This is a genomic window from Eximiradius sp. (assembly GCA_937127445.1).
Taxonomy (GTDB): Bacteria; Bacteroidota; Ignavibacteria; order Kapaibacteriales; family UBA2268; genus JAKIZO01.
The window spans coordinates 124,488-140,112 of the sequence record CAKZLY010000013.1 but is presented as its reverse complement, the minus strand read 5'-3'; the positions used below and the strand labels follow the sequence as shown (position 1 = coordinate 140,112).

Here is a 15,625-nt window from a genome sequence, read left to right as displayed (position 1 = left end):
AATTATATAAATGTTATTAATAAAAGGCTGTCTCAGAGAGGCAGCTTTTTGTTATTTATATTTATTTTAGTACAATTTTGGTAGCTGCGGTGGTGCTCCCGGCGTGGATATTTCGTCAGTTAACTTCATACTTTTGAGCTTGGTAATTAGATAGTATGTTATATTTTTGTCGTCAGTTTGAATTTCTTTGCCGTCCTCAATTTCCGCAACGTATGTTTCTCCATCGGTTAAATTGTCAGGAATGATTTTCTCAGATGTCCATTTGCGAAGATTCTCGGTTGAAATCAAGAATGCATAATTTTCTTCGTCAGAATCAAGAGTGAACATATGGTATTCTTCGCCTGACTTTTTCCCGGATATTTCACCATCGTCAGTTACAGTGCCTGAATAAGTAATGTAGAAAAACGACTTTTGAATAGAAGTGCTCTCTGGCTTCTGTGGTTCTACTTTTTCAACTTCTTCATCATTCTTTTGGTTAGCACAACTAATAAACAATGCTGCTGCTATAATAGCAACAAACAAAGTAAAATACACTTTCATTATTTTGCCTCTTAAAAAATGGAAGAAAGAACTACTCTTCTAAGTTATTAAAATAAAATGAGAAATACAAGGGTTAAGAAAATAAATTACATGCTTTTCTTTGAAATGAATTTTTCTGATTTTATAGAAATATAAAAGAAAACCGCACCTGCAATAATATCAATTACGTAATGATAACGCAAATATACTGTTGCAAAAATCAGTCCGCTACCTATTATAAGAAAAACATAGCGCAACTTTGATTTAAACTTGAACGATAAATATATGTTGATAAGTGTCATCATTGTGTGTCCGCTTGGCATACAGTCGCGATGTACCTGTATTTCTGGAGGGATTGCTGCGCTTATTATTCCACCGCCAGTATTGACAACCGAACGGAAAAATTCAGTGAGAAACAAGCCAGGTAACTCGTTCGAAAGCGTAGAAAAATCGTGCAAAGTAAAACGCGGTCCAACCGCCGGCAGGAAAAAATACAATAAATATGAAAGGTAAAAACCAAAAAGAATATTTCGTAGCAATGTATCAAATTCAATTTCTTTTTTGCGAATATGCAATTCTATTCCGTGAATAATTGGCATAAAAAAGAAAGTCATATAGCAGAATTGCAAGAACTCTGTTAAATATGGATTCGCAAAGCGAAAAGTAAAGTAAGTGGGGTCTGTGCCGCAGATTACACGGTCGATTTTAATTAAGAGTTCATCATAAAGATTTGGGTTGATTAAAGTAATATATGTGTTTGTCTGATTATATATAAAATAGACAAAAATCAGCAGATAAAACTTTCTAATTGCAATCGAATATTTATTCTTTTGTTTAATACTTGAAACTGCTAAAATAATAGCGAAGAAAAACGCATTCTGGGCGAGATTTATCAGATAAATTTTTGAATGAAACGAAAAAATCAGCGACAGTAGCGTGTAAAAAAGCAATATGCTTATTGTATATTTTTCTGCTAAACTAAATTTATCTAAAAGTTTTTTTATTGTCATCAGCGAAGGAGATAATATCAAACATTTTTAATTAACTCGTAATTTTTGAATGAGGAAATCTGTCGCCCACCTAAAAAGTTATTTTCAATGAAAGAAAGAAACCTGTATTTAAAGCGTTCGTGTTTGTGTGGTTCTCGGTTCGGGTTAGGTTTGCCACTATATTGCAATTTATCTTGCCAGAACATTTCGCTAATTCGCTTCTGTATTACTTTCGGATGAGTTTCTTTGAACTGGGCAAGTCGATTAAGCGGACCATAGTCGAATTCAGCAGGTTTATTGCGGTAAATTTCTTCGACTTTTGCGGCACCTTTGTGGTTTGTATCGATAGCTTTGCTTTTGTTTTGCATAAGGTGAGGCGGTCGCACCCATCCGTAATGATAAATATGAGCATTGACTTTTGCAACACGAAGTTTGCGGGTGCCTTCGCGTTGGTGTGGGCGTTCGTAATAATCAAAATAGCGGAATGATTGAGCGCTCTGCCAGGAGTGGATTTCGGGCAAGTTTCGAACAATTCTTATTTCATTTTTATACCATCCGTGTGAATTATGATAATGAAAATAATCGCCCCAGAAGTGATAATAATCGAAAAGCAGTCCTTCAATTTGCGGGTTGTCGAGTAATTGCTCGCAACGGCGGCGAATTTCTGGCACATCTTTTTCGTGAATTAGTTCATCGGCTTGCAGGTATAGCAGCCAATCGCCCGAGCAAGCCTTCATTGCTATATCAGTCTGTATTGCGTGGATTGCACCACGCACCATATAGCGTTCGTCCCAGACAGTATCTATTATATGGATTTTGTCGCTCCCAATTGATGCAATATCTTTGCGAGAAGTATCATCGGGGTCGCCTTTGCCCACTGCTACATATATTTCATCGCACAAAGGTAACATCGATTCAATTGATTCCCGCACGGGATAATATAACTTGCTTCCATTGCGAACGAAAGAAAAACCACTAATTTTCATAAAATTAACAAATGGTAAAAAAATAAAATACAAATTTACTTTAATTATGATTATTATTAAAGTAAAATAAAACGGTATTGCCAAAACAAATGGGTAATTATTAAATAGAAATGATATTTATAGAATACTAATTCGAATTGGGATGTCTTAGAAAAATTGAATAATTTAAATGATTGTTTGAGTAGGCGCAAATTATCATATGTTCCTACAACTTTATAAATATTAAGCACGGATTTTATGAAAATCCGTTGGAAAAGAGAATTTTAATATTTTGAAACGGCCCTTGAGGGCAAAGCAAAAGAAACTTACTCTGTTGATTTAGCAGGTAGAGTGAAAGTAACAGTAGTTCCAATCCCGACCTCGCTTGTAATGCTAAATTCACCGTCGTGTAATTCAACAAGTCGCTTGGCAATAATAAGCCCAAGGCCAACGCCTTGTTGTTCGTATATTTGTCGCTCGAACTGACGATATGCACCAATGTTATCGATTTGCTCTTGGGACATACCACGTCCCTGGTCGGTAATACTTGCGTAGAATTTATCTTTGTTTGCAGCGATTATGATTTTGATTTTTTTGCCTTTTTCAGAAAATTTGAAAGCGTTGTCTATTAATTCATCAATAATTTTATGAAAACTGTCTGTTGCAATTTCGATATAAATGTTTTCTGCAAGTCCTTCTATATCAATATCATCGTATCTATCATATTTAGCGGCAAGAAGTGAAGCGATATCAACAAGCATAGCGGCGGGTTCGTCTGTGCGTGCTTCGCGCAGACGGCGTTTTTTTTCTGGATTAGAAGCAAATGACTCTATCCGGATGAATACAAGGAAGTTTTCTGTGATTTTCATCAGTCTTTGTGCTGAATGAATTATATCATTGCCGAGCTCTATTATTTCATCCTTTGTTATGTCATCTGTGTTTGTGGTTAAATATTTTGCAGAACCAATCACCTGATTTAGTACTGTTCGGAATTCGTGAGGAAGAGCATAGTTCAAGTTCCTACCAACTTCTTCGATTTTTTCTTGAACTTGACGCTCGATATTTTTGAATTTTTTCCATTGTGCTTCGAGAGCGGATATTAGTTCGTCACGTGTATATGGCTTAACTAAATAATCGTCAGCACCTTTTTCCATACCGAGTCGCATATTTTGTTTTTCTGTGAAAGCGGTAAGGAAAATGAATGGAACGGTAGATATTTCTGGCGTTTCTCTTATTTTAGAAAGCACCTGAAACCCATCAATTCCAGGCATTGAGATATCGCAAAGGATTAAATCTGGCTTCACTTCGAGAGCTGTTTGGATGCCGCTTTTCCCATCAGATGCTGTGTAAACTTCGTATCCTTCGAACCTTAGCAATGTGGATGTGCTTTCGAGGATGAATTCTGCATCATCTATTATTAGAATTTTTTGCATATACTATATTTTAATATTTTACAATTATTTGTCTTTAATTTATTAAATTAGATTAAATATTACTATTAAAATACATTAAATTTTTGATTAATTTAATTTAATTTTTGCTCTACTTTGTTTTATAACGCGTACTTTTGAAATTTTATGTTTTTAAAATAAGGAAAAACTATGAAAATTTTAAGTATATTTTTTCTATTAATAATAATTTCGAATGGGATACTTGCAAAAACTTCTAATTTTTCCTTTCTCGGATATGTTGGTGCGTACTATTGCACAGACAATTTAGATAAAGAATTTGACCTATTTTCTTCAATTAATCATCGGCGAGAAACTTTTGCTTTGAACATAGCGTATTTGAAATTTAGTTTTGCCGATGAGAATTTCCGTACTACTCTTGCTTTACAAGAAGGCGATATACCTAAAAATATCTACTATCAAGAGCCCAAAAATATCCAACAAGCAAATATTGAATATCGATTAGCCGAAAAATTATGGCTTGGCGCAGGTATATTTTCCACTCATATTGGTGGAGAAACAACTCACCCGCGCAATAATTTCCTTGCCTCTCATTCGGCGACTACATTTTTCGAACCAACTTATCAGACTGGAATTATGCTTCAATACGAGCTGGCAAACAATTTTTCAGTTGCTGCATATTTAATAAATGGGAATCATCTTTTCGAAGATAATAACAAAGATAAAACAATTGCTTTTGCATTTAGTTACGCTTTGGATAATTTTTCGGTTGCTTACAATAATATGTTTGGCAACGAAGAACCCGAAGGGCGTAAAAGCCGCCTGCATACATATCATAATGTAATAATCAATGCTAAATTAAGCAAAAAACTTGATTTACTCGGACAAATTGATTTTGCCACACTCGAGAATTCATACAAAGGAACAAATGGCACAATGAAAAGCGGATTTTTATCTTATTGTTACTCAATCAATGAGAAAATCAGCAATTCTGCAAGAATTTCGTATTATTCAGAAATTGAAAATGTATATAATCTCGACGTCGAAGGCTTTGATCTTACCGTCGGTGTTGAATACAAGCCGACAGAGAACTCATACATTCGGTTCGAGAGCCGTTACTTGAAAAACAACAATGGCGACAATAAAAATGCGTTTATTCGCAATGGTAAGCCTTATAATGAATTGACTGAATTTTCAGTAAATTTCGGTGGTTGGTTCGATTTTTCTTTTTAATTTAAATTTTTTCAATATTATTCGAATGAATAAATTGTTTGTAATATATTGTCTTCTATTATTTACCGCTACGCATGTTAAAAGCGAAATAGTATTAGATCGGTTTACGGAAGATAAGTTTAAGCCAATTATTTTTGTTGGGATAGGCTGGGATTTAGGACAAAATGCGGATAAATTTATCGAACTCTACAGCAAAGGATTTGGCGGGAACAAACAGGAATTTTCGGCAAGCCCAACAGTGCTGGTTGAATACAAAAGCTGGATTATGTCCAAGATGCGGCTTGCAATTGCTTCGAGTTTTGTCAAATATTCATTTTTTGATGAATTCTGGACTTTGGGAACATATATCACACGCAGCCACACAAACGAAATTTCGTTTAATCGTGTGCCGATTATGTTGAAGGTGGAGTTCATTCCGCACGATAAGCAGTTTCGCTCTTATGCTGGGGCGGGTGTCGGTGTTTTGCTTCAACATACAAAGTGGCGAGAAACAATTCGTTCGAGCTTTGCTCTGGACAAGCGGGTAAGCTCTACGCATTATAATGAGTTGGGAATTATTCATGGACTTAATATTTATAGTGGTTTGGAACTCGGTTTCGATGAATATCCTGAATCTTTTTTTCTTGGTAGCCTGATTTTTCAATTGGATTATTGCTACTTCCCGAAAAAAATGGATATTTTCAAGAATGCCAAAAAAGTGCTGGACGAACCATCGCCACTGTTGAATAGAAAAGTTCGGATATTTGAGAGTTATTTTAACTTTTCGGTTGGGCTATCGTTCAATTTGCTTAATATTTCAAAAAGTCAATAAGATAATTTTATACTTAATTTTGTTTTTTTTATCTATTTAACTATCTTTGTAAGACTTATAAAAATATAAATATATAATTAACTTATTTTTGTAGTTTTTTATTTAAAGGAAAAACGATGAAATTTACACGCAGACCCTGGGCAGAACCTTACAAAATTAAGGTTGTAGAACCGTTGAAGGTTACTACTCGTGAATACCGTGAAAAATGTATTCGTGAAGCTGGTTACAACACATTTTTGCTTCGTTCGGAAGATGTTTATATCGATTTGCTCACCGATAGCGGTACAAACGCGATGAGCGATTATCAATGGGCTGGAATGATGCTTGGTGATGAAGCTTATGCAGGAAGCAAAAACTTCTATTATCTCGAATCGAATGTTCAAAAATTTTATGGTTATAAATATTTAGTCCCCACTCATCAAGGGCGCGGAGCAGAGCATCTTTTGTCGCAAGCTTTGATTAAACCGGGTCAGTATGTTCCAGGCAATATGTATTTTACAACAACACGTTTGCATCAAGAACTTGCGGGCGGAACTTTTGTTGATGTGATTATTGATGAAGCTCACGATTCTCAATCAGCTCATCCGTTCAAGGGTAATGTTGATTTACAAAAATTCGAGGATTTAATCAAAAAAGTTGGTGCCGATAAAGTTGCTTATATTACTGTTGGTGCAACTGTTAATATGGCAGGTGGTCAGCCAGTATCGATGGCAAATATTAAAGAAGTTTATGCACTTGCTAATAAGCATGGAATAAAAGTTGTTCTCGATGCAACCCGTGCTATGGAAAATGCTTATTTCATCCAGCAAAGAGAAGAAGGCTACAAAGATAAACCTATTGCAGAAATTTTGAAAGAATTCTGCTCTTATTCTGATTGTGCAACAATGAGCGGCAAAAAGGATTTGCTTGTAAATATCGGCGGTTTTGTTGCTGTTAATGATTGGGATTTATTCGAAGAACTTCGTAATATGGTTGTTGTTTACGAAGGTTTGCATACTTACGGGGGACTTGCTGGTCGTGATATGGAAGCAATGGCACGCGGTATGGAAGAAGCAATCCAAGATGATTATATGGCTTCTCGTATTAAACAAGTTCATTATCTTGGTGAGCTTTTAGATGAATATAATGTCCCAATGGTTAAGCCATTTGGCGGACACGCAATTTTCCTTGATGCAAAACGCTTCTACGAACACATCCCACAAGAGCAATATCCAGCGCAATCGCTTGCTGCCGACCTTTATGTTGATTCAGGTGTTCGCGGTATGGAACGCGGTATTGTTTCTGCTGGTCGCAACAAAGAAACAGGCGAAGAATACAAACCGAAACTCGAACTTGTTCGCCTTACTATTCCACGTCGTGTTTATACTCAATCTCATCTCGATTTGGTAGCTTATTCTGTTGCTGAACTATATGAACACAGACAATCAGCAAAAGGTTTGAAGATGGTTTATGAACCACGCTACCTACGTTTCTTCCAAGCAAGATTCGAAAAATTAGCATAAGAAATAGCACCTTGTAGAGACGCGAATTGTAGAGACGCAAAGCATTGCGTCTCTACATGGTTATATTTTTTTCCCAATATAAAAAACATATCCATAATAATCTTTGTATTTATCATAAAGTGAGGCGTGAAGTTTTTCGTAATTGATAAATTCTTCAACAGATTTATTACCTTTATATTTTTCTAAAAATATTTTTTGAGCTGATATTGCTGGTGTGAAGAAATTATCTGTCCAGCAAATCTCAGGAAGTATGAATGACGCAACAACAACATAGCCTGCCTTTTGCATTTGAGCAATTTTATTAGGTATAGTGTCTATTTCAGGATACGCATTGTTCCAAAAATCAAATATTTCCTTTGGACGCTCTTCTGTGAACCAAGATGCTTCTGTAACTGCAACATAGCCACCTTTTTTCAAAAACTTCTTCCAATAGTTCAAGCCTTTTTCAAAACCAATATTATATATTGCGCCTTCACTCCAAATGATGTCTATTTCATTTTCTTTATAGTCAAGATTATCCATTGAACCAACTACGCCTTTCACCCTGTCTTGAAGGCTCAATTTTTTTATGTTGTTGTTCAGTTTGTCGATAAAAGGAGGAAATAAATCAATTGCTGTAATACTTCCGGCGACAGTATTTTGTGCCAAAACAATAGTTTGAGCACCAGTACCACAACCAAGGTCAACAATTTTTGATTCTTCTGTTATATTATCTATAAAGCTTAATGCTTTTAGTGTTGCTTCTGTACTTCCAGGTCCTTGCCGTTCCATACTCGAAAAATATTCGCAAATTAATGCAATATCGAAATCGTGAATAGTTTGTTCTTTGTTGCTCATTTTTTATCCGAATAATTAATAGAAAGAATGATAATTTATTGTCAAATTAATCCAAAACAAATAGCAATAAAACTCGGACCATTTAATCCGCCGTGCATTATCACACCAACCCACGAGTTTTTGGTCTTTTGAACGATATATGATTGAATAAAAATTAAAGGTATCAAAGTTATCAATAATTGCCAACCAAAAGCAATGTGAAATATTCCCCAGCCAAATCCGTGAATTATCCACGTATATTTCCCAAATGCAACCTCCTGCCTTGGCAACATTACACCTCTCCACAAAAATTCTTCCCCAAGTATATTCAATAACCAATACAGTACCCAAACTAATAGCAACCAGTACCGCCCATTAGTTAATGGTTCAAACGACATAAATGAAGGAGAGTGGTCGAATTTACCTATAAATAATTCCAGTCCTTTTATTATTAGTCCACTGAGTATTCCAACTAAAATTAAACCAACAATGCTCCGAATTATTTCTTGTTTTGTTAATTTTCTAAATCGCAATCTCTCTGTCCAGGTGCTTTTTGAGAAGTTAAAACCTTCACTTTTCAAAATTAACAATCCTGTAATAATCAAAGGCGTAAATACTACTAACCCAGCTACAATGAACCAGCATAGTATAACTTCCATTCCGGTTGTGTCACTCAAAAAAGGAATTAAATATTTAGTCGAAAATAGCATAATGATAGAGGCAGAAATATAAATAGCAAAGGAACCTAAAAGTCCAAGTTTTTTTATTTGTCTATTTGTTGTTATCATAATATTACATAAAGACTACATAAAGAATAAGAACGCTGAATGCGTTCTTATTCTTTACTTTCTGTTTATATTCATTTATTATGTTGCAAAATAATTATTATTTTATTGTGAATTGCCAATATTTTATCGTTTACTTTGATGTTTCGTTGTTTTTGGCAGGTATATTTTTCTTTACTAATGGTTGCTTAGCAGGTATTGGCAACAATGCTTTTCTGCTTAATCTATATTTACCGTCAGGAGAAATCTCTATTAATTTTACTTCGAATTTGTCGCCTACTTTAACGAAATCTTTCAAATTGGTTACACGTTCGTGTGCAATTTGCGAGATATGCAGCAATCCCTGAGTTTTTGGCAGGAATTCGACAATTGCACCCAATCCTTCGCGCACTTCTTTTACCGTTCCTTTATAAATTTCGCCTTCTACTGGTTTTTGAACAAGCGATTGAATCATCTTGGTTGCGTCCTCGGCAGATTGGCTGTTAGTTGCTGCAATTAATACAGTTCCATCATCCTCGATATTTATTTCAGTGTTTGTTTCTCTACAAATTGAACGAATAACTTCCCCGCCTGGACCAATAACAGCACCAATCATATCAGTTGGAATTTTAATTGCTGTAAATCTCGGAGCATAAGGGGACAAGTCCGGACGTGGCTGGCTAATCACTTCATTCATAATCCCAAGAATATGAAATCTTCCTTTGCGAGCTTGTTCGAGAGCCTGACGCATAATTTCGACAGACAGTCCTTCGATTTTAATATCCATCTGGCAGGCAGTAATTCCGTCGTATGTTCCTGCAACCTTGAAATCCATATCGCCAAGAAAATCCTCGTCGCCAAGAATGTCACTTAATACTGCAATTTTATCGTCTTCCTTAATCAATCCCATTGCAATTCCCGCAACCGGCTTTTTCATTGGAACGCCTGCATCGAACAACGCCAACGAACCAGCGCATACTGTCGCCATCGAGGACGAGCCATTCGATTCAAGGATGTCGGAAACAACACGAATTGTATATGGGAATTCTTCCTGTGGTGGTAACATTTCTTTCAAAGCACGCCAAGCAAGATGACCGTGGCCAATTTCTCTTCGGCTTGTTCCCAAACGACCAACCTCGCCAGTACTAAACGGTGGGAAATTATAATGAAGCATAAATCGTTCGGTACGAACAGGCTCTAATCCTTCAATTAATTGTTCGTCGCGGTTGGTGCCTAATGTAACAGTTGAAAGGCTTTGTGTTTCGCCACGAGTGAACAAAGAAGAGCCGTGAGTGCGTGGAAGGAGTCCTACTTCGCAGGAAATTGGACGAATGTCAATTGTAGAACGTCCGTCGAGACGGCGATTTCCTTCGACAATCATTCGCCGCATTAATTTTTTCTCAATGTCCGAGACAATATTGCCTGCGTAGCGTTCGAGTTGTGGTTGAAGCTCTTCGTTTTCACCAAATTTTTCAGTTACAAGTGCTAAAGCCTTTTCATAAATTTCATTTCGTTTTTCACGGCGTTCTGATTTTGAACTCTGGCTATGAACATATTGATTTATTTCGTCATAAAGCGATTCTTCGATAGTTTTAACGATTTCTTCGGGAATTTCTTCGATTGTATATTCGCGTTTTGTTACTTCAAGTTGTTCAACAAGTTGAAGTTGAAGTTGGTTGAGAATTTTAATTTTCTCGTGAGCAAACAAAAGAGCAGCAACAAAATCTTCCTCGGATATTTCTTTAGATTCGCCTTCGACCATGGTAATTGCCTGACTTGTGCCGGCAACTGTTATATCCATATCGCTATTTTCAAGCTGTTCGAGCGATGGATCAACGACAAATTCGCCATTAACTCTGCCAATGCGAACCTCAGAGATTGGACCGTGGAAAGGAATATCAGAGATAAGCAGAGCAGCGGACGCCCCAACAGCAGCAAGAGTGTCAGGATTTACGTCTGGTTCGGCACTGAAAACAGTTGCAATAATTTGAGTTTCAAAGTGCCAGGTCTTCGGTATCATTGGTCGGATTGGTCTGTCGATCAACCTTGCCGAAAGTATTTCTTTGTCAGTCGGACGTCCCTCACGTTTGAGGAAACCGCCGGGAATTTTTCCAACTGCCGATATTTTTTCGCGGTATTCAACTTGTAGAGGTAGAAAATCAACGTCTTTCAATTCGCTTTCGCTTGCAACTGCTGTAACCAACACCATTGTGTCGCCACAGCGAACCATTACAGCGCCGCTTGCGAATTTAGCAAATCGCCCAGTTTCGAGCGAATACTCTTTCCCGTCGAAATCTATTTTAACTGATTTTATAGACATAATCTATCCAATTATATTAAAAATAAAAACGGCGACCCATTCGCCGTTTGATTTACTTACGCAATGATAATGCTGAAATTATCTGGCGGTATCTGGTAATGTCTGTGTTCATTAGATAATTTAGTAATTTACGGCGTTTTGCAACAAGTTTAATCAATCCACGGCGAGTGTGGTTGTCTTTTTTGTGCATTTCCAAGTGCTTTGTTAAGTCGGCAATTCTTGCAGATAATATTGCAATTTGAACTTCTGGTTTGCCAGTATCATTCGGAGTTGCACCGTATTTTGCAACAAAATCTGCTTTCTGTTCTTTTGTAATCATTCCGATTGCTCCAAATATATATAATTTTTTACTTTTGAACGAATTACAAATATAAGAAAAAAAAATTTTTCTGCATAAAAATAATTTTTCCCGCAGATTGCTTAATTATATTTTTGTTAGTTTATTCTTCTGGTAGTACTTCCGGTAAAATAACTGTTACAATTGTTCCATTGTTCACTTGGCTTTCTACTTCAATTTTACCGTGATAAATATCTATGCATCTTTTCACAATAGATAGCCCCAAACCACTACCTTGGATAATACCCGTATTGGTAGCCCGATAGAAAGGTTCAAAAATGTAGCGAATTTGTTCTTTTGGAATACCAATTCCATGGTCTTTCACAACAAAAATTAAATTTGAGCCCTCTTTCCTGTGCAATAGAACTATATCACTATCAATGGGTGAATATTTAATAGCATTGGAAAGAAGATTTGAAAGTATTTGCTGCAACAAAGTTGGGTCTATGTAGGCTTGTTGTTTGATGTCGTCGGTAGTTTCGAAATAAATATTGTGATTATTTTTGTCGATAATTCTGTATTCATCAACAAAGCTATGGCAAAAATCATAAATATTTGTCAAAATTGGTTTAATTTTTTGTTCGCCCGCATCAGATTTAGAAATTGTAAGTACTTGGTCGAGCAAATCAGTCATACTTTTAACTGAGGCTTGAATTCTTGAAATAAATTTTGAAGCATCAGAGAGGTTGCCGGATTTTATAAATGTGGCTACAAGGTAAGATGCGGTCATTATTGTGGTAAGCGGAGTACGGTATTCGTGAGAAACTGTTGAGATAAAACGTGTTTTGAGTGAGTTTAATTCTTGTTCTTTTTCTATTGCTCTCTGAAGCTCGGTTACATCAACGCCGCTACCTATATATCCATGGAAAATCTCATTATTTATTATTCTTGGTGTAGCGGTCAATAAGACATATCGGTAACCTTCGAGTTTATTGACCAACCTAACTGTAATTTCAAATTTTTCTTTTTTATGAAAAGCTTCGTTATATTTTTCTATAAAGAGAGGCATATCTTCTTCGTAGATAAATTCTTGCCAGTTGTCCGTTAGTCCGTTAATAATTTCTTTGCCGGTGAAATCAATCCAGGTTTTATTTGTATATGTGATACGACCAGAATAGTCGTTCATCCAGATTAGCACAGGTGCCGAGTCCGCCATCAATCGGAAACGCTGTTCGCTTTCGCGAATTTCATTTTCTATACGCATTCGCTCTTCAACTTGTGCAATGAGTTCTTCGTTTGCCTGACGAAGTTGGGTAGTGCGCTGTTCGACACGTTCTTCGAGCAATTCATTAGCTTTGATGAGTTCTTCCTGATATCTCTTTTGAGCAATTGCCATAGCGATTTGGTTCGACACAAAACTGAGAATATTCTTGTGCTCGTTGGTATAGCGGATACCTTCTGTGTATGATTGCACAACAATTGCGCCAATAATTTCTTCATTCACTTTAAGTGGCACACCAAGCCAATCAATAGACGGAGCTCCAATGCTCTCGACAACTCCTTTTTCGATCAAACTATAAAATTCGTCAGGATCGACCAGCCAGGCTTTGCCAGTATCTATAACGAGTTCGGTTAACCCTTTGCCGCGTTTTCTTGGTGGCGGTGGTGGGTCGTATTCATCTACAAAGTATGGATATTCAAATAAATCTTCTTCTTTGTTGTGAAGTGCGATATATAAATTCTGTGATGGCAACAAATTAGAAATTATGTTGTGAATTTTCTTGCATAGAGAAATAAAATCAGGTGTGCTGATTGCTGCATCGGATATCTGGAATAATGCTCGACGAAGTAATTCTTCGTTTTTCTTTTCGGTAATATCACGAGTAATGGCGAGTATGCATTTTTCTCCGTTTATTTCAATCAACCTTGCAGAAACTGATGCATAAAAAATATTTCCATTCATTTTTTGAAATTCAACATCTTCGATAAATGCCTTGCCATCTCTATTAAGTAGATTTATTAATTCATCTCGCTGTGATTTATGTTTCCATACATTTATTGAGGTAAAATTCGGATTTAATAAAACATCGTTAATATTTGATGCTCCTAAAAATTTCAGAGCACTATCATTTATTTCTAAAAACATTCCGTCGCTAACTCTTGTAATAGAAACTGCATCGGGCGAAGTTTTGAAAATATTAAAGAATTTTTCTTCTGATTCCTTAATTTTTCTGAAATATCCATTTTTTTCTGTATTATCAACTACTGCACAAAAGATAAAATTCCCTTCTTTTAGTTTAACTACTGATGCCGAAATAGATACCTCTCGGCATTCGCCAGATTTTGTGTATTGAATAGTATCAATAGTGAAGGATTTATTGTCTTTCAAATCGTAAATGTACCTTTCGAGTGCTTCTATATTATTTCTTGAAAGATCTCTTATTTTAAGCTCTAAAAATTCATTTTTTGAGTATCCATAAAAATTCTCTCCAGCTTTGTTTATGTCAGTAATCTTCAGGGTGTTTGGGTCGAAAATAAACATTGGAAGTTGTGTGTTTTCGAAAATGCTCCTTAGGATCTCTTCTGAGCGAACAATTTGCTCCATTAGTTTTTCTTTTTCGGTTACATCTCGCATAATTGCGAAAACGTATTCTTTCTTATCAAACTCGAAATAGAATATATTTCCTTCTACTATTAAGTAGCTACCGTTTTTTTGTCTTTGTAAAGTTTTGTAGTGGCTGAACTCACCTTTTTTGATAAGTTCCCAGTATGTTTCTTCCCATTTATCAATTTTAAATGAGCTATCTATATCTTTGACAGACATATTAAGCAATTCTGCTCTCGAATAGCCTAAATATTTAATAACAGCATCGTTTACGTAAATAAACTTTGATTTTTTATCAATCCCGAAAATCATATCAATAGAATGGTCGATTACAAATTGTGCCATTTTGTGCTGTTGCTCTAATTGAATGTGTTCGAGGAATTGTTGCTCGAGTTCTTTTGTTTTGGATTTAACTTGTTTTTTCAGCGAATAGTTCCACAGCAAAAACAAAACAACTAATATGGAAATAGAAATTACAAACGGTAGCCAATATTTTGAGATAATAGATTCTTTTTCATAGAGGGTTTCTATATCTCCGAACCATTTTTGATAAATTTGAAGATAGCGGCCATTATGGTGAAGCAAATCAATACCTTCGTTGATTTTTTGGATGAGCTCAATATTATCGTGGTGTGTGCTAAATGTGTATTTATTACTAAATACAATGATATCAGAAGAGACAAGCAAATCGTGTTTGTTGATTTTATTAGAATAATATGCCATAAATTTTGGAAGAACGGCATATTTATAACCTTCTTTGAGCATCAATTCGATTGCTTGCATTGGATTGTCGACCGTAACGATTTCTGCATCAGGAGCAATATTTTTGAATAGTTGCTGAATTAATGGGCTCACTTCGACCAATACTTTTTGATTTTTTAAGTCTTTGGGATCTGTTATTGCTTTCGCATCCTTACGATAAAATACATTAAGAGTAACATTAGTTAGTGAAGTCGATAGGCTGTATTTTTGAGCTCTTTCGTGGGAGTAATACATACAAATAATATCAAACTTACCTTCGTCGAACTGCTTTAAAGCTTCGCCCCACGGCATAGACTTCATTTCGATTTTTATGCCAACTTCTCGGGAGATTTCTTTGAGTATATCAACTAAAAAGCCTTTGCAAGTATCATTTTGGGAAAATTCATATGGATAATATCCATAATCAAATACTGCTTTATATACTTTTTCCGCTTTTACACAATTAATAAATGTTAATAAATAGATTAATCCAATAAAAGTAAAAAAACGCATCAATTTATAGCTCGAAAATTTTAAACAATACCAGAACTTTACAAAAATTAAATAAAACTTTTTTAATTTCAAAAAAATAAATAATACAAATTCATAGAATTTTTAATACTAAAAACTTAATCAAAATAGCTTAAATAATGGTATGTTTTTTGAGTGTAATT

12 protein-coding genes are annotated in these 15,625 nt (G+C 35.5%); 3 read left to right on the top strand and 9 right to left on the bottom strand.

What is annotated here, in order from left to right; genetic code table 11:
- Window positions 1-66: 66 nt before the first annotated feature.
- The 4 genes from AC6QZF_RS02775 to AC6QZF_RS02760 all read right to left on the bottom strand — a co-directional run bounded on the left by AC6QZF_RS02775 (window position 67) and on the right by AC6QZF_RS02760 (window position 3,906).
- Entirely contained in the window at window positions 67-540 is a 474-nt protein-coding gene (locus tag AC6QZF_RS02775) for a hypothetical protein (RefSeq protein ID WP_499798354.1), read from the bottom strand.
- 86 nt (window positions 541-626) lie between these two features.
- Window positions 627-1,529 carry a phosphatase PAP2 family protein gene (locus tag AC6QZF_RS02770; RefSeq protein WP_499798353.1) on the bottom strand — a complete coding sequence of 301 codons (903 nt, stop codon included), beginning with the start codon at window positions 1,527-1,529 and terminating at the stop codon, window positions 627-629.
- 17 nt (window positions 1,530-1,546) lie between these two features.
- Window positions 1,547-2,494 carry a glycosyltransferase family protein gene (locus AC6QZF_RS02765; protein ID WP_499798352.1) on the bottom strand — a complete coding sequence of 316 codons (948 nt, stop codon included), beginning with the start codon at window positions 2,492-2,494 and terminating at the stop codon, window positions 1,547-1,549.
- A gap of 305 nt (window positions 2,495-2,799) precedes the next feature.
- The gene (locus AC6QZF_RS02760) at window positions 2,800-3,906 is read right to left on the bottom strand and encodes a hybrid sensor histidine kinase/response regulator (protein WP_499798351.1); all 1,107 of its coding nucleotides are present in this window, start codon (window positions 3,904-3,906) and stop codon (window positions 2,800-2,802) included.
- Window positions 3,907-4,074: 168 nt separating this feature from the next.
- On the opposite strand from AC6QZF_RS02760, the gene AC6QZF_RS02755 reads away from it, so the two are divergent.
- The 3 genes from AC6QZF_RS02755 (at window position 4,075) to AC6QZF_RS02745 (ending at window position 7,428) form a co-directional block, all read left to right on the top strand.
- A complete protein-coding gene (locus AC6QZF_RS02755; RefSeq protein WP_499798350.1) occupies window positions 4,075-5,115 on the top strand; it encodes an outer membrane beta-barrel protein in 1,041 nt (346 codons plus the stop codon).
- A 25-nt stretch (window positions 5,116-5,140) separates the two neighbouring features.
- On the top strand, window positions 5,141-5,926 hold the full coding sequence (locus tag AC6QZF_RS02750) for a hypothetical protein (RefSeq protein WP_499798349.1): 786 nt from the start codon (window positions 5,141-5,143) through the stop codon (window positions 5,924-5,926).
- Window positions 5,927-6,042: 116 nt separating this feature from the next.
- Window positions 6,043-7,428, top strand: coding sequence for a tyrosine phenol-lyase (locus tag AC6QZF_RS02745; RefSeq protein ID WP_499798348.1), 1,386 nt, complete (start codon window positions 6,043-6,045; stop codon window positions 7,426-7,428).
- 60 nt (window positions 7,429-7,488) lie between these two features.
- On the opposite strand, the gene AC6QZF_RS02740 is transcribed toward AC6QZF_RS02745, so the two are convergent.
- The 5 genes from AC6QZF_RS02740 to AC6QZF_RS02720 form a co-directional block, all read right to left on the bottom strand.
- Window positions 7,489-8,265, bottom strand: coding sequence for a class I SAM-dependent methyltransferase (locus tag AC6QZF_RS02740; protein WP_499798347.1), 777 nt, complete (start codon window positions 8,263-8,265; stop codon window positions 7,489-7,491).
- A 41-nt stretch (window positions 8,266-8,306) separates the two neighbouring features.
- Window positions 8,307-9,032: a CPBP family intramembrane glutamic endopeptidase gene (locus AC6QZF_RS02735; protein ID WP_499798346.1), complete on the bottom strand. Its 726-nt coding sequence runs from the start codon at window positions 9,030-9,032 to the stop codon at window positions 8,307-8,309.
- 130 nt (window positions 9,033-9,162) lie between these two features.
- Window positions 9,163-11,328, bottom strand: coding sequence for a polyribonucleotide nucleotidyltransferase (pnp, locus tag AC6QZF_RS02730; RefSeq protein ID WP_499798345.1), 2,166 nt, complete (start codon window positions 11,326-11,328; stop codon window positions 9,163-9,165).
- 52 nt (window positions 11,329-11,380) lie between these two features.
- Window positions 11,381-11,647, bottom strand: a complete 267-nt coding sequence (rpsO, locus tag AC6QZF_RS02725) for a 30S ribosomal protein S15 (RefSeq protein WP_499798344.1) — start codon at window positions 11,645-11,647, stop codon at window positions 11,381-11,383.
- 121 nt (window positions 11,648-11,768) lie between these two features.
- The gene (locus AC6QZF_RS02720; protein ID WP_499798343.1) at window positions 11,769-15,464 is read right to left on the bottom strand and encodes a PAS domain S-box protein; all 3,696 of its coding nucleotides are present in this window, start codon (window positions 15,462-15,464) and stop codon (window positions 11,769-11,771) included.
- Between the last annotated feature and the right edge of the window lie 161 nt (window positions 15,465-15,625).

Excerpts from the sequence above, each read along its gene's own strand:
- AC6QZF_RS02775 (WP_499798354.1), bottom strand. The coding sequence starts at position 540 with ATGAAAGTGTATTTTACTTTGTTTGTTGCTATTATAGCAGCAGCATTG.
- AC6QZF_RS02770 (WP_499798353.1), bottom strand. The coding sequence starts at position 1,529 with ATGACAATAAAAAAACTTTTAGATAAATTTAGTTTAGCAGAAAAATAT.
- AC6QZF_RS02765 (WP_499798352.1), bottom strand. The coding sequence starts at position 2,494 with ATGAAAATTAGTGGTTTTTCTTTCGTTCGCAATGGAAGCAAGTTATAT.
- AC6QZF_RS02760 (WP_499798351.1), bottom strand. The coding sequence starts at position 3,906 with ATGCAAAAAATTCTAATAATAGATGATGCAGAATTCATCCTCGAAAGC.
- AC6QZF_RS02755 (WP_499798350.1), top strand. The coding sequence starts at position 4,075 with ATGAAAATTTTAAGTATATTTTTTCTATTAATAATAATTTCGAATGGG.
- AC6QZF_RS02750 (WP_499798349.1), top strand. The coding sequence starts at position 5,141 with ATGAATAAATTGTTTGTAATATATTGTCTTCTATTATTTACCGCTACG.
- AC6QZF_RS02745 (WP_499798348.1), top strand. The coding sequence starts at position 6,043 with ATGAAATTTACACGCAGACCCTGGGCAGAACCTTACAAAATTAAGGTT.
- AC6QZF_RS02740 (WP_499798347.1), bottom strand. The coding sequence starts at position 8,265 with ATGAGCAACAAAGAACAAACTATTCACGATTTCGATATTGCATTAATT.
- AC6QZF_RS02735 (WP_499798346.1), bottom strand. The coding sequence starts at position 9,032 with ATGATAACAACAAATAGACAAATAAAAAAACTTGGACTTTTAGGTTCC.
- pnp (WP_499798345.1), bottom strand. The coding sequence starts at position 11,328 with ATGTCTATAAAATCAGTTAAAATAGATTTCGACGGGAAAGAGTATTCG.
- rpsO (WP_499798344.1), bottom strand. The coding sequence starts at position 11,647 with ATGATTACAAAAGAACAGAAAGCAGATTTTGTTGCAAAATACGGTGCA.
- AC6QZF_RS02720 (WP_499798343.1), bottom strand. The coding sequence starts at position 15,464 with ATGCGTTTTTTTACTTTTATTGGATTAATCTATTTATTAACATTTATT.